This window comes from Methylobacterium nodulans ORS 2060, from assembly GCF_000022085.1.
GTDB classification, from domain to species: domain Bacteria; phylum Pseudomonadota; class Alphaproteobacteria; order Rhizobiales; family Beijerinckiaceae; genus Methylobacterium; species Methylobacterium nodulans.
Genome location: NC_011894.1, coordinates 4,601,312 through 4,618,464, shown reverse-complemented (window position 1 = coordinate 4,618,464; position 17,153 = coordinate 4,601,312). Strand labels below are relative to the sequence as shown.

At 70.0% G+C, this 17,153-nt stretch carries 17 protein-coding genes; 5 read left to right on the top strand and 12 right to left on the bottom strand.

The window, feature by feature from the left end; genetic code table 11:
• Window positions 1–225 precede the first annotated feature (225 nt).
• The gene (locus MNOD_RS48195) at window positions 226–366 is read right to left on the bottom strand and encodes a hypothetical protein (RefSeq protein ID WP_015931066.1); all 141 of its coding nucleotides are present in this window, start codon (window positions 364–366) and stop codon (window positions 226–228) included.
• A 376-nt stretch (window positions 367–742) separates the two neighbouring features.
• Window positions 743–2,527 carry a glucan ABC transporter ATP-binding protein/ permease gene (locus MNOD_RS21485; protein WP_015931065.1) on the bottom strand — a complete coding sequence of 595 codons (1,785 nt, stop codon included), beginning with the start codon at window positions 2,525–2,527 and terminating at the stop codon, window positions 743–745.
• 213 nt (window positions 2,528–2,740) lie between these two features.
• Here MNOD_RS21485 and MNOD_RS21480 point away from each other — a divergent pair, with 213 nt between their 5' ends.
• Together MNOD_RS21480 and MNOD_RS21475 are read left to right on the top strand one after the other, a co-directional pair.
• The gene (locus MNOD_RS21480) at window positions 2,741–3,514 is read left to right on the top strand and encodes a motility protein A (protein WP_043749192.1); all 774 of its coding nucleotides are present in this window, start codon (window positions 2,741–2,743) and stop codon (window positions 3,512–3,514) included.
• 131 nt (window positions 3,515–3,645) lie between these two features.
• Window positions 3,646–4,479 carry an OmpA/MotB family protein gene (locus tag MNOD_RS21475; protein WP_015931063.1) on the top strand — a complete coding sequence of 278 codons (834 nt, stop codon included), beginning with the start codon at window positions 3,646–3,648 and terminating at the stop codon, window positions 4,477–4,479.
• A gap of 125 nt (window positions 4,480–4,604) precedes the next feature.
• Here MNOD_RS21475 and MNOD_RS21470 read toward each other — a convergent pair whose 3' ends face one another.
• Window positions 4,605–5,114 carry a CAP domain-containing protein gene (locus MNOD_RS21470; RefSeq protein ID WP_015931062.1) on the bottom strand — a complete coding sequence of 170 codons (510 nt, stop codon included), beginning with the start codon at window positions 5,112–5,114 and terminating at the stop codon, window positions 4,605–4,607.
• Window positions 5,111–7,762 carry a DUF3772 domain-containing protein gene (locus MNOD_RS21465; protein ID WP_015931061.1) on the bottom strand — a complete coding sequence of 884 codons (2,652 nt, stop codon included), beginning with the start codon at window positions 7,760–7,762 and terminating at the stop codon, window positions 5,111–5,113. The genes MNOD_RS21470 and MNOD_RS21465 overlap by 4 nt, the downstream gene beginning before the upstream one ends.
• 546 nt (window positions 7,763–8,308) lie before the next feature.
• On the opposite strand from MNOD_RS21465, the gene MNOD_RS21460 reads away from it, so the two are divergent.
• Window positions 8,309–8,857: an HNH endonuclease gene (locus MNOD_RS21460; protein ID WP_043751791.1), complete on the top strand. Its 549-nt coding sequence runs from the start codon at window positions 8,309–8,311 to the stop codon at window positions 8,855–8,857.
• Window positions 8,858–8,864: 7 nt separating this feature from the next.
• Here MNOD_RS21460 and MNOD_RS21455 read toward each other — a convergent pair whose 3' ends face one another.
• From MNOD_RS21455 to MNOD_RS21420, 8 genes are all read right to left on the bottom strand, one after another.
• Window positions 8,865–9,137: a hypothetical protein gene (locus MNOD_RS21455; protein WP_015931059.1), complete on the bottom strand. Its 273-nt coding sequence runs from the start codon at window positions 9,135–9,137 to the stop codon at window positions 8,865–8,867.
• A gap of 91 nt (window positions 9,138–9,228) precedes the next feature.
• Complete coding sequence (locus MNOD_RS21450; RefSeq protein ID WP_015931058.1) at window positions 9,229–9,996, bottom strand: glucose 1-dehydrogenase; 768 nt, start codon at window positions 9,994–9,996, stop codon at window positions 9,229–9,231.
• An 86-nt stretch (window positions 9,997–10,082) separates the two neighbouring features.
• The gene (locus MNOD_RS21445; RefSeq protein ID WP_015931057.1) at window positions 10,083–10,940 is read right to left on the bottom strand and encodes an outer membrane protein; all 858 of its coding nucleotides are present in this window, start codon (window positions 10,938–10,940) and stop codon (window positions 10,083–10,085) included.
• Between the two features lie 236 nt (window positions 10,941–11,176).
• Window positions 11,177–12,016 (bottom strand): outer membrane protein, encoded by an 840-nt coding sequence (locus tag MNOD_RS21440; protein ID WP_015931056.1) that lies wholly within the window; start codon window positions 12,014–12,016, stop codon window positions 11,177–11,179.
• 85 nt (window positions 12,017–12,101) lie between these two features.
• The gene (locus MNOD_RS21435) at window positions 12,102–13,052 is read right to left on the bottom strand and encodes an outer membrane protein (RefSeq protein WP_015931055.1); all 951 of its coding nucleotides are present in this window, start codon (window positions 13,050–13,052) and stop codon (window positions 12,102–12,104) included.
• Between the two features lie 166 nt (window positions 13,053–13,218).
• Window positions 13,219–14,559, bottom strand: coding sequence for a phosphoglucosamine mutase (glmM, locus tag MNOD_RS21430; protein WP_015931054.1), 1,341 nt, complete (start codon window positions 14,557–14,559; stop codon window positions 13,219–13,221).
• 172 nt (window positions 14,560–14,731) lie between these two features.
• On the bottom strand, window positions 14,732–15,067 hold the full coding sequence (locus MNOD_RS21425; RefSeq protein ID WP_015931053.1) for a hypothetical protein: 336 nt from the start codon (window positions 15,065–15,067) through the stop codon (window positions 14,732–14,734).
• A 39-nt stretch (window positions 15,068–15,106) separates the two neighbouring features.
• A complete protein-coding gene (locus MNOD_RS21420; protein ID WP_015931052.1) occupies window positions 15,107–15,385 on the bottom strand; it encodes a hypothetical protein in 279 nt (92 codons plus the stop codon).
• A 150-nt stretch (window positions 15,386–15,535) separates the two neighbouring features.
• On the opposite strand from MNOD_RS21420, the gene MNOD_RS21415 reads away from it, so the two are divergent.
• Window positions 15,536–16,471, top strand: a complete 936-nt coding sequence (locus MNOD_RS21415; RefSeq protein WP_015931051.1) for a sugar kinase — start codon at window positions 15,536–15,538, stop codon at window positions 16,469–16,471.
• Window positions 16,468–17,118: a bifunctional 4-hydroxy-2-oxoglutarate aldolase/2-dehydro-3-deoxy-phosphogluconate aldolase gene (gene eda, locus MNOD_RS21410; RefSeq protein WP_015931050.1), complete on the top strand. Its 651-nt coding sequence runs from the start codon at window positions 16,468–16,470 to the stop codon at window positions 17,116–17,118. The genes MNOD_RS21415 and eda overlap by 4 nt, the downstream gene beginning before the upstream one ends.
• The last annotated feature ends 35 nt before the right edge of the window (window positions 17,119–17,153 follow it).

Sequence of the window (17,153 nt, the reverse complement as noted above, 5' to 3'; positions counted from 1 at the left end):
GGGACAGGGAGAGCGGGCGAGAGGCCGGGCGGGACGATCATCGATCGTCGCTGAGCGTGTCAGACGGACGGCGTCGCGGGGGCTGACGCGGTCTCAATCGACCCGGAGATGCGTGGAAGCCGCTCCGCGGCTTCTATTTTAGGCGCCACTCGACGCAGAGGATCCCCTGTCGGCGCGAAGCGCGACACCCCGGGACCGTGAGGCTGAGCCGCGATCGGCGCGGCTCTACTCGCCGGCCGGATCGTCCGGCGTCCCCGCCGGGGCGAGGCGGATCCAGGCATCGAGCGCCAACCGGATACCGTGCCCGGCTGCGGCGACGATCGCCATCGCGCCGGCGAGATTGAGGAAGAGGGATGCATCCGACATGGGAACTCTCAACGCTCGTGAGGCGGCGCCTGGACCATCGGGCGGGACGCCCGGCACGCACAGTCTCTCTCACCGCATTTCGGCAAAACGATGAGCCGGACCGCCTCACCGCAAAGCTTGATCCCTCCCGCGCACCAGACAATCGAGCAAATCGATGGCGGATTCACTCGATTAATATTTCGTAAATCCCTGTTTCTTCAACGATGAAAGCTCGTTCGGGCGACGAGACAATCCCGAACCGGTCGTGGCAAGTCCTCTCGCGTGGAAATGCGCGCGGCCCGTCTCCGTCCGCGTCCGGCGCTGTGATCGAGAAGGACTGTCCCGCTCCCGTCCCGGGGAGCGGGGTTCCGGCGCCCCGCTGTCGGCGGCCGGGCGCTCAGGCCGCGAGCGCGCAGGAATCCGCCGGCGTCCCGGCCGCCATGAACTGCGCCCGCGCGAGTTCCGCGAACCGCCCGCCCTGGGCGACGAGGTCGTCGAAGCGGCCCGCCTCGATGATGCGCCCCTTGTCGAAGACGAGGATGCGGTCGGCATTGCGGATCGTGGCGAGGCGGTGGGCGATCACGAAGGTCGTGCGGCCCTCCATCACGGCTTCGAGCGCGCCCTGCAGCTTGCGCTCGGTGGCCGCGTCGAGCGCACTCGTCGCCTCGTCCAGGATCAGGACCGGCGGGTTCTTCAGCAGGGCCCGCGCGATCGAGAGCCGCTGGCGCTCGCCGCCCGACAGCGAACGTCCGCGCTCGCCGATCACCGCATCGAGCCCGTCCGGCTGGCGGGCCAGGAAGTCCATCGCCTGCGCGCGCTCCAGGGCGTCCAGCATCTCGGCATCGGTGGCGTCGGGCCGACCGACCTGCAGGTTCTCGCGGATCGAGCGGGCGAACAGCATCGGCTCCTGGAACACCACGCCGATATTGTGCCGGAGCGACGCGACGGAGAGGTCGCGGATGTCCTCGCCGTCGATGCGGATCGTCCCGGTCTCCGGGTCGAAGGCGCGGTGGAGCAGGCTGAGCGTCGTGGACTTGCCCGACCCCGTGGTGCCGACGAGCGCCACGGTCTCGCCCGGCCGGACCGAGAAGCTGATCCCGTCGAGAGCGCGGCGCTTGCCGTCATACGAGAAGGTCACGTCCTCGAAGGCCACCTCGCCGGCGATCCGGGTGACCGCGCGGGCATTCGGACGATCGTGCACGGCCGGGACCGTGTCGAGGATGTCGAAGAATTCCTGCATCTTGGGCGCCTGCATGAACAGCCCGTTGACGAAGGACACGACCTGATCGAGGCGCCCGACGAGGAGCGTCGCGAGGCTCATGAAGGAGACGACCTCGCCGACGCTCGCCTGGCCCCGGAAGTGCAGCGCGAGGCCGGTGACGAAGATCGCCGTCATCGTCAGCGTCGCCGAGGCGCGGGTCGCCACCGAGGCGAGCGCCCACCAGGACAGGACCGGGGTCTGGGCGGCGAGGAGGTTGCGGATGATGCCGTGCATCGCCTCCTTCTCCGCCCTGGCGCGGGTGAAGGACTGGATCACCGCGACGTTGCCGAGCGCGTCCGAGGCGTGCTCGGCGAGGCCCGAATGGTAGCGCTCCACCTCGCCCTGCAGGCTCTCCGTGCGGCGCAGGACGAAGGTGGTGAGCGCCGTGAAGACCGCCACCAGGACGAGCAGGATCGCGCCGAGCTGCCAGTTGAGGAACAGGGTCATCGGCAGCAGCACGGTGAGCGACACCAGGGCCGCGCAATGGTCGCGGAAGAAGCCGAGCCACAGCGACGCCATGCCGCTCGAACCCTCCAGCATCGCCTTGAGCACCCGGCCCGAATGATGGGCCGAGTGGAAGGCGAGCGGCAGGTCGAGGACATGCTCGAAATAGCTCGCCATCACGCCGAGGCGGCGCCGGTGCGAGAGGCGGTCGGCATGGAGCGCGATCAGAACCCCCGCCGCGATGGTGAACAGGCCGAAGCCGACCCAGGCCGCGACGAGCAGCATGATGTCCCCGTAGGACGTGCCCTCGGCGCGCGCCGGCAGATGCGTCACCCGGTCGATGATCCGTCCGAACAGCACCGGCTCGGCGAAGGCCGCCACCGCGAGCGCCACATTGGCGAGCGCGAGCACGGCGCCGAGCCGCAGATCGGGTCCGAGCTGGCGCATGACCCGCCCATAGAGCCGCAACAGCCGCATGTAGTGAACTCCGAAACCCCCAGGCGCGGAAAAATCCGCCGGCGCCGTCCGCGGCGCCCGTCGCCCGCGCCCACGATGCTCTCATGGCAGACGCCGCCTGAACGCCGCATGACGGGACGGGCCCAGCTTTACGCTTCGTTGAGCCTGATCGCCTTAAAGCTTGAGGACGGGTCGAGCCGGCCTCTTCCCTCCGACAGGAACCACTTGCGCGTCATGGATCTCGCAACCGGCCTCGGCCTGCTCGGCGGCGCCTCCGTCGTCATCGTGCTGATCCTCATCGATGGCGGCAACTTCGCGGCCTATTTCGATAAGCACGCCCTGATCGTGATCTTCGGCGGAGCCACCGCCGCGACCATGCTGCGCTTCCCCTTCTCGGTCATCGTGCACGGCGTGCCGATGGGCCTGCGCTACGCCTTCACCATGCGCTCCGTGAAGCCGCGCGACCTCATCGAGGAGATCACCCGGATCGCCGAGGTGGTGCGCAAGTCCGGCCCGATGGCGCTGGAGAACCTGGAGGTCTCCGATCCGTTCCTGGCCCAGGGCGTGCGCTACATCGCCGACGGCTACGACCGCGAGTTCATTCGCGACACGATGGAGCGCGACCGCGACAACTTCCTGATGCATCTGGAGGAGGGCTCGAAGGTCTACCGCGCCTTCGGCGACTGCGCCCCAGCCTGGGGCATGATCGGCACCATCCTCGGCATGGTGACGATGTTCGCCAACATGTCGGACCCGTCGAAGCTTGGCCCCGCCATGGCGACGGCGCTGCTCGCTACCCTCTACGGGGCGCTCATCGCCAACATGATCGCGCTCCCGATCGCCGACAAGCTGCACGTCAAGCTGGAGGAGGAGGACGTGTCGCGCTCGCTCGTCATCGACGGCATCCTGCTGATCCGCGATGCGAAGAGCGCATCGCTCGTGCGCGAGATGCTGATCGCCTACCTGCCCCACAATACCCGCGAGGAGTTCACCGCCGAGGCGGCCTAAGTGCCAAGAGACCGTCCGGGAGATGGGGATCCGGCTCTCCGTCCGGACGGGCGACTTGAGAATGACCGCGCCTGCATCGGGCCTCTCCGGAGAGGCCCGACGGAGGTCCGGGCCGAGGCGAGGACGAATCCGTGGCGAGGAAGAAGCGGGGCGGAGCGCATGGCGGTCACGGCTGGTTCGTGACCTTCGCCGACCTGATGGCGCTCCTCATGAGCTTCTTCGTGATGATCGCCGCCTATTCGACCCAGGACCAGAAGAAGCTGCAGGCGGTCGCCGGCTCCATGCGCGACGCGTTCGGCACCAACCGGGAGAGCCGGTTCAACGGCATCATCGAGAAGAACGGCCTGCCGAGCGCGACCCGGCTGCGCGACCCGCGCGACGTCACGCCCGACAAGGCCTCGGACCGCACCACGCCGCCCCTGCCGGACGAGGTCTTCGACAACGGCGTTCCGCAGAACGGCTACCGCGACGGCTTCGGCCTCGCGATGGCGAGCCTGCGGCAGGCGCTGCAGGACCTTCCCGACATCGCGGAACTGTCGAAGAACGTGCTGATCCATGAGACCGAGCGCGGCCTCGACGTCTCGCTTGTGGACCAGGACAACCGCTCGATGTTCCCGGATGGCTCGACCCGGCCGAACGACCGCACCCGGCAGGTGCTGGAGCGGCTCGCGCCGACCATCCGGAGCCTGTCGAACAGGATTGCGGTCGCGGGCTACACCGCGGCCACGCGTCCCGGGCGCCGCCCGCCCGCCCCGCCCTGGGAATTGTCCACCGGCCGGGCGATCAGCGTGCGCGAGATCCTGGCGGGTGCCGGCATCCCGGACGACCGCTTCGCCGTCGTCTCCGGCAAGGCCGACACCGAGCCGCTCTTCCCGGACAATCCCTACATCGCCGCCAACCGCCGGGTGACGATCACGCTCTTGCGCGACGCGCCACCGCTGGCGCCGGGCCAGTCGCTGCCCTGATCCGGTTTCGGACGACCGGTTCGGAGACCGTCTTACCGAGCCTGCGCGGCGATTGAGCGCAGCCGAGATCCGCATGGCGAAGCCAGCAAGCGGATGTCGGATGACGCCGCTCCTGCCGCGATGCCCTACTTCGCCACCAGCAGGGTCCAGTAGACCTTGTACTTCGATCCCGGGGCGTAGGCGGTGGCGATGCCCATGCGGGTGGCATCGGGCGCGAGCAGAACGGCGTTGTGGGCGGGACTGTCGCGCCAGCCGGAGAACGCCTCCGCCAGCGTGTGATAGCCGGCCGAGAGATTGGCCTTGGGGTCGGAGAAGCCCATCCGCGCCGCCACCGTCTTGACGATGTCCGCCTGGCTCGGCCGGTCGGCGGCCGCCATGGCGGCGCTCTCCGTCTCGGCGAGGCGCTGGAGCCCCGGATCGAGGGCAAGTGCGGGCAGGCCCTTGTTGCGCCGGTAGGCCCCGATCATGTCGCGGGCGGTGGCGAGGTCGAGCTGTGCGCTCGCGGTCGTCATGGGCCAGTAGAGGGACGGGCCCGCCTGCGTCTGGCGCGCGACCTCGCTCCCGGCGCAGGCGGCGAGGGAAGCTGCGAGCGCCGAGAGGGCGATGAACCGGAAAGCGGCTTGCGTCAGGGTCACGGCACGGACTCGGGCGTTCGGCGGCGCTCGCCCCCGCCCGCCGGGGACCGCGTAACCGGATCGGCCGGGGGAGCCACCGCGGGCACCACCGCCCGGGCGATCTGCCCCAACGCGTCCTGAACCGGCTCCAGCCCCTGCACGGTGACGATGCTCGCCCCGGGCCCGAGATTGGGGATGAGCCCCTCGTCCGACAAGGTCTTGAACACCGCGAAGTTGAGGTCGCTCTGCACCTTCAGCTGCGAGGCGACATCCGTGATCATGGCGATCAGCTCGAATTCGAGGAAGGGATCGCCGATCTTGCGGAACACCACGCGGGGCGGCGGCTCCTTCAGCACGTCGGAATGGGCCTTGGCGCAGCCGACGATCAGCTCGGCGGCGCGCACCGGGTCCTGGTTGCGCAGCACGTTCACGGTGATCGAGACGCGGCCGGTGCGGTCGCCGCGCACCCGGTTCTTCACCACGCCGGAGATCAGGTTGGAATTCGGCACGATCACGGCCGAGCGGTCGAAGGTCTGGATCTCCGTCGAGCGCACGCTGATGCGCCGCACATAGCCCTCGTTGTCGCCGATCACCACGAGGTCGCCGACCCGGATCGGCCGCTCCCACAGGAGCAGCAGGCCCGAGACGAAGTTGTTGACGATCGATTGCAGGCCGAAACCGATACCGACCGAGAGCGCGCCGGCGACGATCGTGATCTTCTCCAGGCTGAGGCCCAGATACGAGAAGGCGACCGTGAGCGAGACCAGGAAGCCGATATAGCCCGTGATGGTCGCGATCGAGTTGCGCAGGCCGGCTTCGAGATCGGTGGCCGGCAGGTAGGTGTTCTCCAGCCAGCGCTTGACCACCCGCGAGATGGCGAGGCCGAGGATGAACAGCCCGAGCGCGATGACGATGGTCGAGAGCGAGATCGTGACGTCGCCGACCTTGAAGCCGAAGAAGGCCGCCCGGAAGGAGGCGTAGATGTCGGTCGAGTCGACGCCCCAGGTCGCCAGCAGCAGCACCGCCGCGACCGTGACCAGCACGACGCGCACGAGGCCGCCCATCAGGACGGCGATCTGATTCAGGGACTTCTTGCGCAGGCCGGTATTGGCCTGGAGGGCGGTGGCGATCCGCGAATCGTTCTGCAGCGTGCCGCCGATGAAGGCATCGGCGCTGGTGATGGCGAGATAGAGCAGCGCCACCGCGATGGCGGTCCAGACCAGCTGGTCGATCAGGAAGGAGGAGAGCGCGATGTAGCCGGAGAGCGCGCAGAGGCCCACCGCCGCGGTCACGATCCAGCCGACGATCCGCAGCGGGCCGCCGATGCTGGTGCTCGATTCCGCCGCCACGTAGGGGCCGAGGCAGGCCTCGTCGGTCTCGGCCCGGGCGGCGAAGCGGCGCAGGCCCTCCGCCATCACCACTGTGACCACCGCCGCGAAGATGCCGCGCGTGATGATGCTGACCGGCAGGCCGACCGCGATCGCCTCGTTGAACTCCTCGATCGTGCGCCCGATGGCGATGACGAAGGCGATCCCGACCACGAGGCGGGTCAGGCGCTCGGCCGTCGCGTCCTCCATGGCGACGAGGCGCCAGTCGGGCTTGCCGGGCGACAGGAGCGCATCCGTCACCGCCTCGACCACGGCCACGAAGGCCAGGGCCATCAGAATCCCGTGCGCCACGGTGGAGAACCGGTCCGGCACGAGGTCCGTCGCCGTGATGGCGAAGCTCACCACGAAGCTGCCGGCCACCGCAGGCACGGCGCCCGCCAGCACGACGCGCCAGGCGGCCAGCACCTTCGCCCGGCGCGAGGGCGCTTTGGCGGTCTCCTTGGCGGCGTCGCGCCGCCCGAGCCGCGGGGCGATGTGGCGCCGGGCGATGTAGAGCGCCACCGAGACGCCGATGGCGAGCGCGACCACGAGGAGACGCAGCGGCGTGCCGTTGCGCCCCAGCTGGCCGACGATGTCGTCGAGTGCGGTCTCGGCCGCCTTGAGGTCGCGCGGCAGGCTCGTGGCCGCCCGCGCGTAGAGGTTCGGGCTCACCAGCCCGTCCGTGCGCTCGAACAGGGCGCGGGTGAAGGCGGCCCGGCGGCGGTTGCTGATCTGGTCGGTGATCTGCTCGCTCTGGACGAGGAGCGAGCGCGCGAGGCGCATGGTCTCGTCGATCTCGGCGACGCCGCCCTCGCGCTGGGCGCGCTCCTGGGCCACGTCCGGGGCCTCGGCGCCCTCCTTGGGCTTGGGTCCGAGCTGGTTCAGGCGCTCCTTGGCCGCCTCGAGCCGCGGACCGAGGTTGTCGATGACGTGGCGCAGCCGCTCGGCCACCGGATCGATGCCGTCGCGCAGGAGAGCGAGATCGTCCTTGTTGAGGTCGTGGTGGGTCAGCGCCTGCTCGCGCTGATCGAGATCCGCCTTCTCCTGGTCGAGCTGGGCGCGGATCTGCTTGATCTGCTCGGAGATCGGGGTCGGCGGCGGCTTCGGCGCCGGGGCGGCCGGCGGGGCGGTCTGCGGCGCAGCCTGCGCCGGCGGCGCGGCTTGCGTGGCCTGCGGCGCTTGCGTGGCTTGCGGCGCCTGCGCCTTGGCATCCGGTTTCGCCGCGGGGCCTTGCGCGGCCGCGAGGCCCGGCGCCAGCACGGCGGCGGTCATCAGGGCGGCGATCCATCGGCGCAACGTCATGGCGTTCCTTCTCGTCCTGCGGACCCAAGCGGTCCGGGCTGCGGACCCGGCGGTCCGGGCGCGTCCTCTCCGGGATCGGAGCCACCGCGGCTCCGCTGGTCCCGCAACGGTAGCGCAGGGGACGCCTCACGTGGAGGCCGACAGCCCATCGCCGAGCAATGGGGCGAAAAATCGCCGGTCCGCCTCGGACGGTTGCTCGAAGGGGCTGTGGGCGCGACGCCGCAGGACAAGTCCGAACCTTCACAAGCCTGTCATCCTGCTACTAGAATGAAAGAGCAATGGACTCGGCCCTTCCGGTCTGCTGCGAGCAGGTGGCGTCGATCATCTCGGTCCAGCAGCACATAGGCCCGGCACCGTCTCGGGCTCGCGCGATCCACGGCAACCGCCGTCCCGGCGGCCATGCCGGCCTTCCGCCGTGTCCCCTCACTCCCCCGGACATAGCGTGAGGTAGGCGATGCAGCCCATCCCCTGCCTCCGCGAGCGTCGCGAGCCCCGGCCATCCTCCGGGAGCCCTCGCCGCAGCCGGACAGTCGTCAGGGCAGGATGATGCTGGATCTTCAAACCCTCGTGCTGAACGCGGATTATCGGCCGCTCTCCTACAATCCGCTCTCGCTGTGGTCCTGGAAGGACGCGTTCACCGCCCTGTTCCTCGACCGCGTCACGCTGGTGGCGAGCTACGATGTCGAGGCGCGTTCGCCGAGCCGCTCGCTCAAGGTGCCGAGCGTGGTCGCCCTCAAGAACTACGTGGCGATGGCGCGCAGCCCGGCCTTCACGCGCTACAACATCTATCTGCGCGACACGTTCAGCTGCCAGTATTGCGGGATCCGGCTGCCGGCGGGAGGGCTGACCTTCGACCACGTGGTGCCACGCTCGCGCGGGGGCCAGTCGAACTGGGAGAACGTGGTCGCGGCCTGCAGCCCCTGCAACCTGCGCAAGGCGAACCGCACGCCCGAGGAGGCCGAGATGCCCCTCCTCAACCCGCCGCGGCGGCCGAGCCGCTACGAGCTGCATCGCCGCCAGCCGGAGTTCGACCACCGGCAGTACCACCACACCTGGATGGACTACCTGTACTGGGACAGCGAGCTGGAGACCTGACCCGGGCTCAGTCCTCGGGAAAGAACGGCGGCGGCTCGTTGTAGATCGGCAGGCGCTCGTTGCGCGGCATCCAGGCGTGATAGGCCACGCCGTCCGTCTCGCCGTAGGTGACCGGCTGGATCCGGAACGCCCGGTCGGGTCGGCGCGGGCGACGATCGAGATCTGCCGGAGCATGGCGGGGCAGCGCCGGGGCGTAGCCCGGCGGCATGCCGTCGGCTGCGGCGGGAATCGCCAGGGCGAGGCAGAGAAGAAGACCGGCAGGCAGGACGGGGCGGCGCATGGGCGAGAACTCCGGCGGTCCGCGGAGGATCGCCGCCCGGGCCGAGCGGAGCGTTAAGCCCCGCGCAGGATCCGTGCGTATGGTTTCCGCCCTACTGCGCCGTGACCCCGCCGTCGATCACGAACTCGGCCCCCGTGACGAAGCTCGACTCGTCGGCCGCGAGGTAGGCCGCCATCGCGGCGATCTCGTCGGCCCGCGCATTGCGCCCGAGCGGCACCGAGGCCCGCAGGCGCTCGCGCAGGGCCTCGGGGTCGCGCCCGCCCGCCGCGAGGTCGTACAGCATGTCCGTCTCGGTGAAGCCCGGATGGATCGAGTTGCAGCGGATCCCGTAGCCCTGCCGGGCGCAGTGGAGCGCCACCGATTTCGTCAGCAGCCGCACCGCGCCCTTCGACGCGTTATAAGCCGCCAGATTGTGACCGCCGACGATTCCGGACACCGACGAGAGATTGATGATCGCGCCGCCGCGGCCCTGCGGCGGCTTCATCACCCGCACGGCATGCCGGCAGCCGAGGAAGGTCCCGTCCACATTGACGTCCTGCACCCGGCGCCACTGCGCGAGGGTGACGGATTCGATCGTCGCCACCACGGCGATGCCGGCGCTGTTGACCACGACGTCGAGGCCGCCGTGGCGCCGCACGGCCTCGTCCGCCACCTCCTGCCACGCCTCGTCGCGGGTCACGTCGAGGGCGGCGAAGTGGAAGGCCGGATGCGTGGCGGCGGCCCGCGCGCCGGCCTCCGCGTCGATATCCCCGAGGATCACCGCGGCCGCCCCCTCCTCGGCGAAGCGCCGCGCCGTGGCGAGGCCGATCCCGCGCGCGCCGCCGCTGATCAGGGCGACCTTCCCGGAGAGACGCTGCATGCCGGAGCCTCGCATCGCGCCGCCGGCCGGCGGCGCGCGACACTGGGCCGGTTCGGCGCCTGCCGCAAGCGCCTCAGAACTTCGCCTCAGAACTTCACCGAGGCGCCGCCCCGCACGGTGTTGATGTTCGCCTTGTGACCGTCGAAGTCGTTGAACTGCACGAACTGGTACTCCGCCCGGAGCAGGATGTTGGCCGTGAGCGCGAACTCCATGCCGGCGCCCGCCGCGATGCCGCCGACGATCTTCTCCCGCGTCCGTTGCACCACGTCGGGATCGGCGACGACGCTCCGGCTCACGTTCGTCGGGTCGAACGACCGGTAGCCGTCGCGGTTGACATACGCCGTGGCGCCTGTCGCCTGATTGCTGTTGTAGGTGGCTTGATCGTAGCCGCGGGCCTGGATCGTCACCGTGTCGGTGATCTGCGCGCGGCCGATGGCGAAGCCGCCGGTCACGTAGGGCATGAAGTTGCCGGCATCATAGCCGAACCGGGCGCGGATGGTCGCGTAGTCGTCGAGGCGGGTCTTCGCCTCGCCCACCAGAGACAGCGCCTGCCAGTAGCCGTCCGTGACCTTCTGCCGGGCGATCGCGTCTGTCGTGGATCCCGTAACGCCGAGATGAGTGTAATCGAGCTCGGCGCCGGCCACGAACTCGTCGAACTGGAAGTTGACACCGGCATAGGCGCCGAACGAGGTGCCGTCACGCCGCGCGTCCTGCGCGCGCAGGAGCGTCGAGGCGCTCAGGTTCGCCTCGTAGGTGGTCAGCCGGAAATAGTTCGCGACAGGGGCCTGGAAGACGTTGCCGAAACCGAAGCTCGTGCTCGTCCAGCCGCCATGCCCGCCGACATAGAACCCGTCCCAGTTTCCGACCGGTGCGGGCGTGTCGTAGCTGCCGCCGCGCAGGGTCCCGAAGTCGAGATCCGCCGCCCGCGCCGGGGTGACACCCATGATGCACAATCCGGCAAGAAACCCGGAGATCACGATACGCATGAGGGCGGCCCCGGCGGTGCGTCGACTTCAGCTGTGGAACGTCTCGGTCGATAATCGCGCGGTAACCTTAAGATTGTCTTGCGCGTTAATGGGATTCGCCTGTTCCGGAACGGACGAGGCCCGGAGCGGTTGCGCCGCTCCGGGCCTCCTACCGGGCCTCCTGACCGCAACGGGTGCGACGGCGCCCTGCCCGGTCAGTAGGCGGCGGGCATGCCCGCCAAGCCCGCGAAGGGCACCGCGCCGAAGGCCCAGCGCAGGCCGATCCGGAACTCGTCGGCGGTGATGTTCTTGAGGCGGGTATTGTAGCCGTAGGCGTCGAAGCCGGTCCGCGCCTTGCCGATGTCGAGGTAGCGGTAGCTGGCGTCGATGCTGACGCCCTTGCCGATTTCGTAGGACAGGCCCGCCATGGCCGCCCAGGCGAAGGTCGTGACGCTGTGGTTCGCCCGCAGATCGACGGCCTGCGGGCCGATCGCGTAGATCGGCTGCGTGTCGCCGCAAGTGACCGTGAGGCAGGTGGTCCGCGTCCAGGCGCTGTGGAACCGCTTCTCGGCGAAGCCGACGCCCGCGCCGATATAGGGCGTGAAGCCCCACCAGGTGCCGAGGTCGGCATAGACGTTGAACAATCCGGTCAGCACGTCGAGCTTGCCGGCCTCTTCGTTGAAGCCCTCCACGAACCCGGTGCGAGAGCTGTAATCGTGGAAGCGGCTGCGGCTGCGCGCATCGACGGTGAAGTCGGCCCGCAGGAAGCTGTTGAAGCGGTAGCCGATGCCGCCGCCATAGCCCTGCGTCGAGCTCAGGCGCAGGTCGACGAGCTTGGCCCCGGGCGTGCCGGGCAGCGTATCATCGCCCGGCTTGTGGAAGTCGCTCGCCGTGAAGTCACCGCGCAGATACCAGCCGGTTCCGATCTCCACGGCCGGCGCAGGAGCCGGCAGGGGCGGCGGCGGCGGAAGGAGATCGGCGGCGCCGGCCGGCGAGGCGCCAACCAGGACCAGGCCGAGCGCCGCAGCCGGCCAGCATTGACGCAATCCTTCCATGATTCGCCCTCTCCGGCGGAACATCCGGCTTTCCGGCGCCGCCCTTCGCTCCCGTGATGGTGACGATGAACCGCCGAACGCGACCTCAATATTTGCGCACGATCGGCCCGGGCGGCGGCTCGTAGGCGGCGACCGGTGCCGGAACAGGAGCGACCACCGGCACGCCGAACATCCAGCGCATGCCGAGCTTGATGTCGTGCGACTCGATATCCTTGATCTTGATCGGTGCGTAGCTCGCCCCGCAGAAGCAGTTCAGGACGCCGGTGCGCGCCTCGCCCAGGTTCATGTAGCGGTAGGCCAGTTCGAGCTTCAGTCCAGGCGTGACCGCATACGACAGACCCGCATGCAGCGCCCAGGCGAGGCTGGTCGTCGTCCTGGACTTGTAGATGCCGCCGCTCACGCCGCCCTGCGAATAGACGTCCGTGCCGACATTGCCGGCAGCGTCGATGAGGTTGTACCTGATCAGATTGAGGCTGCTGTCGGAGAAGCCCGACAGATGGTTGAACGCGACGCCGACGCCGCCGCCGATGAACGGCGTCACGCCGTACCAGGTGCCGAGATCGGCGTAGACATTCGCCAGCACGACACCGGATGACAGATGTCCGTTCGTGGTCTCGTCCGTGTGATCGGAGAAGACGCCACGCAGGCCGTCCGGGCCCTGCACGGTGTAGGGCACCTTGGCGTCGATGCTGTCATTGGTCCGCAGGCCGGCTGAGAACCGGTACTCGCCCGTAACGTCGCCGCGCAGCCAGGGATTGAACTGATAGCCGATACCCACGCCGGCGAATCCGCCGCCGCCGATGTCGCTGTTGTAGTAGCGCACCGGATCGGGCTGCGGCAGGGTCGAGAGCTTCGGCTCGGTATAGATGCTGGCGCCGACATCGCCGCGCAGGTACCAGCCGCCGCCGACATCGAGCGGGGGCGGCAGCGGAGGCGGCGGCGGGAGCAGATCAGCCGCCTGGACGAGGCCCGGCAGGCCCACCGCGGCGGCGAACGTGACGATGCGCGCCAGCGTGAGAGGCTTGGAGCGGCCCATGACGAATCCTTGATTGGGGGCCGCAAGTCGGCGCAGCGGCCCGTCCTGGAAGACGTCATGACTTTCGGTGCAAGAGGTAAATCCCCGCTTAACGTTAAACCTTAGCCTTACTCAGAGATGAAGATCGCCGGCCGATGTGTTCGGGACGACGCGGTCGGGGCGGCGCTCAGGCCGCCGCCTTGCGCAGGGCCTCGACCACCTCGTCGACCACCTCGACCACGAGGTCGCGGTCGTCGCCCTCCGCCATCACGCGGATCACCGGCTCGGTGCCGGATGGCCGGATCACCAGGCGGCCGGCATTGCCGAGGCGCTGGCGGGCGCCCTCGATGGCGGTGACGACGGAATCCTTCCGCAGCGGCTCCCCGGCCCCGTAGCGCACGTTCTTCAGCACCTGCGGCAGCGGGTCGAAGCAGTGGCATACCTCGCTCACGGGGCGCTTCTGGCGCTGCACCACGGTGAGCAGCTGCAGCGCCGCGACCAGCCCGTCGCCCGTCGTGGCGTAGTCCGACATGATGATGTGGCCGGACTGCTCGCCGCCCAGATTGTAGCCGTGCTCGCGCATGTGCTCGAGCACGTAGCGGTCGCCCACCGCCGTGCGCACGAGGCTGAGGCCGAGGCCGCCGAGATACCGTTCGAGGCCGAGATTCGACATGATCGTCGCCACGATCCCCGGCTGGGTCAGCCGCTCGTCCTCCTTCCAGGAGCGCGCGACCACGGCCATGAGCTGGTCGCCGTCCACCCGCTGGCCCTTCTCGTCCACCACCAGCACCCGGTCCGCATCGCCGTCGAGGGCGATGCCGATATCGGCCCGCAGCTCGCGCACCTTGCGCACCAGCGCGTCCGGCGCGGTGGAGCCGACGTCGCGGTTGATGTTGAAGCCGTCCGGCTCCGTGCCGATGGCGATGACCTCGGCGCCGAGCTCCCAGAGCGTCTCGGGCGCCACCCGATAGGCGGCGCCGTTGGCGCAATCGACCACCACGCGCAGCCCGTCGAGGGTGATGTTGCGCGGCAGCGTCCGCTTGGCGAACTCGATGTAGCGGGCATGCACGCTCTCGATGCGCTTGGCGCGCCCGAGATCGGCGGATGCCGACAGCCGCTTCTGGAGATCGGAATCGATCAGGCGCTCGATCTCGTGCTCGACCTCGTCGCTGAGCTTGAAGCCGTCCGGCCCGAACAGCTTGATGCCGTTATCCTCGTACGGGTTGTGGGAGGCGGAGATCATCACGCCGAGATCGGCGCGCATGGAGCGCGTGAGCATGGCGACGGCGGGGGTCGGCATCGGCCCGAGCAGCAGCACGTCCATGCCCACCGAGGTGAAGCCGGCGACGAGGGCGGTCTCGATCATGTAGCCCGACAGCCGGGTGTCCTTGCCGATCACCACCCGGTGGCGGTACTCGCCGCGCTGGAACAGCAGGCCGGCCGCCTGTCCGACCTTGAGGGCGAGTTCCGGGGTGATGACGCCGTTCGCCCGGCCCCGGATGCCGTCGGTTCCGAAGTACTTGCGCAACGCCGTCTCCCCTCATGTCGGCTCGGCCCGATCCGCCCTGAACAGCGTTCCCTACCGCAGGCGGATGCCGGTGAAAATGAAAGTCTCGCCCCGACCATATGCGGCCAGGATCCCCTAAGGCATGGTTGCGCCGGCCTGCCGCCGACACCCGTCCGGGACCGCGCCGGCGCGGTCAGGGGCGGATCTCGTCGGCGGCGCGCTCGGGCGCCCAGTCGAGCTCGACGACGGTCTCGCCTTCCTCGCGGTTGAAGCGCAGGGCGGCCTGCCGCATGGCGCGCAAGACCGTCGCCGCCTCGGCGCGAGGGCATTGCACCGGGTCGTGGATGCGCTGATCGCGGTCGAGCCGCTGCGCGAAGGCCGCGTTGATGCGATCCATGGAATCGAGCGTGGAGAAGGGCGCGGAGACGTAGACGATCCGCTGCGGGGCGCGGGCGAGGCAGTAGCGCCAATCGGCGAGCGCCGGCCCGGCGAGGAGCAAGAGGCAGAGGGCGGGGATCAGCGGTCTCATCGGCGGGGTCCGGCGCGCCGGGCGGCACTCACTGACCTGCTATCGCCGCCCCATTGCGGCGTGACGATGGCCGCCAGCGCAGATCAAGCCTCCGGCGGGCGGCTCGGCCTCCTCGATCGGCAGCGCCCAGACGAGATCGCCCGACTCGTCGGTGAGCCACGCGAAGGTGGCCTCGTCCGAGAACAGCTCGTCGGCCCGGCCGAGAGCCCGGGCCGAGGCTTGGCGCACGCTCGGCGCCTCGATCTGCACGTCGCGGAGGGCGCGACCGACCGTGCCGTGCCGGCCGCGCGGGGCAACCCGGAGGCGGTAGGTAGGCATGCCGTCGAGGGCTCCCGTCGATTGACGTAAGATCGCTTACACCCCGTTTGCGGCTCCGGCGCAAGAGGGCTCGGCAGGAGGGTTCGGGTCGCACGTTGACATCCCCGGGCGGCAGCTTAGGCCTGACGGCCTGGAAGGGGAGACGGCCGGATGAGGGTGGCCTGCATCGGCGAGTGCATGGTGGAGCTGGCCGAGCGTCCGGACGGGGCGCTCTCCCGCGGGTTCGGCGGCGACACCCTCAACACCGCCCTGTATCTCGCGCGGCTCGGCGTCCCGGTCGACTACGTGACGGCCCTGGGGGACGACCCCTGGAGCGAGGAGATGGCGCAGGCCTGGGCGCGCGAGGGAATCGGCCTCGGGCGCGTGCGTCGCCTGCCCGGCCGCATGCCGGGCCTCTACATCATCCGCACGGATGCGACGGGCGAGCGCAGCTTCCACTACTGGCGGGACAGCGCCGCCGCGCGCGACCTGTTCACGGAGCCGGAAGCCGCCGCGACGCGGGCGGCGCTCGAAACCTACGACGTCGCCTATCTCTCGGGCATCAGCCTGTCGCTCTACGGCGAGGCCGGCCGGGCGGCGCTCGGGGAAACCCTCGCGGCTTTGCGCGCCCGGGGCGGCCGGGTGGCGTTCGACACCAACTACCGCCCGCGCGGCTGGCCCGACCGCGAGCAGGCGCGCGCGGTGTTCCGCGACGCGATGGCGGCCGCCGATCTGATCTTCGCCTCGGTCGAGGATCTCGACTGGCTCTACGGAGAGACCGGCGAGGACGAGGTGCTGCGCCATCGCGGCCGGGCCGAGATCGTCCTCAAGGAGAGTAGCGCGCGCACGCCCACGGCGCGCGTTCTGCACGGGGAGGCCGAGGAGAATGTGGCCGCCGAGCCCGTCGCCGAGGTCGTCGACACGACCGCGGCGGGCGACAGCTTCGCGGCGGGCTATCTTGCGGCCCGCCTTGCGGGCCTGCCGCCCCGCGAGGCGGCGGTCTGCGGCCACCGGCTCGCCGGCGCGGTGATCCGACATCGTGGCGCCGTGATCCCCGCATCCGCGATGCCCACCCTGCCCTTCGGGCCCGCAGGAGAGACCCAATGACGAGCCCTGCCGAATCCCGCCTTGCCCGCCTCGACGCGCTCCTCACTGACGCCCCGGTGATCCCGGTGATCACCGTGCCGGAGCTGGCGCAGGCCGTGCCGCTCGCCCGCGCCCTGGTGGCGGGCGGCATCCGCACGCTCGAGATCACCCTGCGCACGCCCGTCGCCCGGGACGCCGCGCGGGCGATCATCGCCGAGGTGCCGGAGGCGGTGGTCGGCATCGGCACGGTGCTGACGCCGCACGACCTGCAGGCCGCTCACGATCTCGGCGCCCGCTTTGCGCTGAGCCCTGGCGCCACGCCGGAGCTGCTGCGCGAAGCGGCCGCGAGCGACATGGCCTTCATGCCCGGCATCGCCACGCCCTCGGAGCTGATGCAGGTGCTGGAAGCGGGCTTTCGCATCGCCAAGTTCTTCCCCGCCGTGCCGGCCGGCGGCCAGGCGGCGCTCAAGGCCCTCGCGGGGCCCTTCCCGCAGGCCCGCTTCTGCCCGACGGGCGGCATCGGCGAGGCCGACGCCAAGGCATGGCTCGCGCTGCCGAACGTGGTGGCGGTCGGCGGCTCCTGGCTCGCGCCGGAGGCGGAGATCCGCGCGGGCCGCTTCGAGGCCATCACCGAGCGCGCAAGGCGCACGCTCGCCGGGCTGGCATGACGGGCGCGCCGCGTGAACCTGCATGACGCCCCTGG

What these genes read in the sequence shown, in the direction of transcription:
- MNOD_RS48195 (WP_015931066.1), bottom strand. Translation starts at nt 366, where the DNA reads ATGTCGGATGCATCCCTCTTCCTCAATCTCGCCGGCGCGATGGCGATC.
- MNOD_RS21485 (WP_015931065.1), bottom strand. Translation starts at nt 2,527, where the DNA reads ATGCGGCTGTTGCGGCTCTATGGGCGGGTCATGCGCCAGCTCGGACCC.
- MNOD_RS21480 (WP_043749192.1), top strand. Translation starts at nt 2,741, where the DNA reads ATGGATCTCGCAACCGGCCTCGGCCTGCTCGGCGGCGCCTCCGTCGTC.
- MNOD_RS21465 (WP_015931061.1), bottom strand. Translation starts at nt 7,762, where the DNA reads ATGACGTTGCGCCGATGGATCGCCGCCCTGATGACCGCCGCCGTGCTG.
- MNOD_RS21460 (WP_043751791.1), top strand. Translation starts at nt 8,309, where the DNA reads ATGCTGGATCTTCAAACCCTCGTGCTGAACGCGGATTATCGGCCGCTC.
- MNOD_RS21455 (WP_015931059.1), bottom strand. Translation starts at nt 9,137, where the DNA reads ATGCGCCGCCCCGTCCTGCCTGCCGGTCTTCTTCTCTGCCTCGCCCTG.
- MNOD_RS21450 (WP_015931058.1), bottom strand. Translation starts at nt 9,996, where the DNA reads ATGCAGCGTCTCTCCGGGAAGGTCGCCCTGATCAGCGGCGGCGCGCGC.
- MNOD_RS21445 (WP_015931057.1), bottom strand. Translation starts at nt 10,940, where the DNA reads ATGGGTGTCACCCCGGCGCGGGCGGCGGATCTCGACTTCGGGACCCTG.
- MNOD_RS21440 (WP_015931056.1), bottom strand. Translation starts at nt 12,016, where the DNA reads ATGGAAGGATTGCGTCAATGCTGGCCGGCTGCGGCGCTCGGCCTGGTC.
- MNOD_RS21435 (WP_015931055.1), bottom strand. Translation starts at nt 13,052, where the DNA reads ATGGGCCGCTCCAAGCCTCTCACGCTGGCGCGCATCGTCACGTTCGCC.
- MNOD_RS21425 (WP_015931053.1), bottom strand. Translation starts at nt 15,067, where the DNA reads ATGAGACCGCTGATCCCCGCCCTCTGCCTCTTGCTCCTCGCCGGGCCG.
- MNOD_RS21420 (WP_015931052.1), bottom strand. Translation starts at nt 15,385, where the DNA reads ATGCCTACCTACCGCCTCCGGGTTGCCCCGCGCGGCCGGCACGGCACG.
- MNOD_RS21415 (WP_015931051.1), top strand. Translation starts at nt 15,536, where the DNA reads ATGAGGGTGGCCTGCATCGGCGAGTGCATGGTGGAGCTGGCCGAGCGT.
- eda (WP_015931050.1), top strand. Translation starts at nt 16,468, where the DNA reads ATGACGAGCCCTGCCGAATCCCGCCTTGCCCGCCTCGACGCGCTCCTC.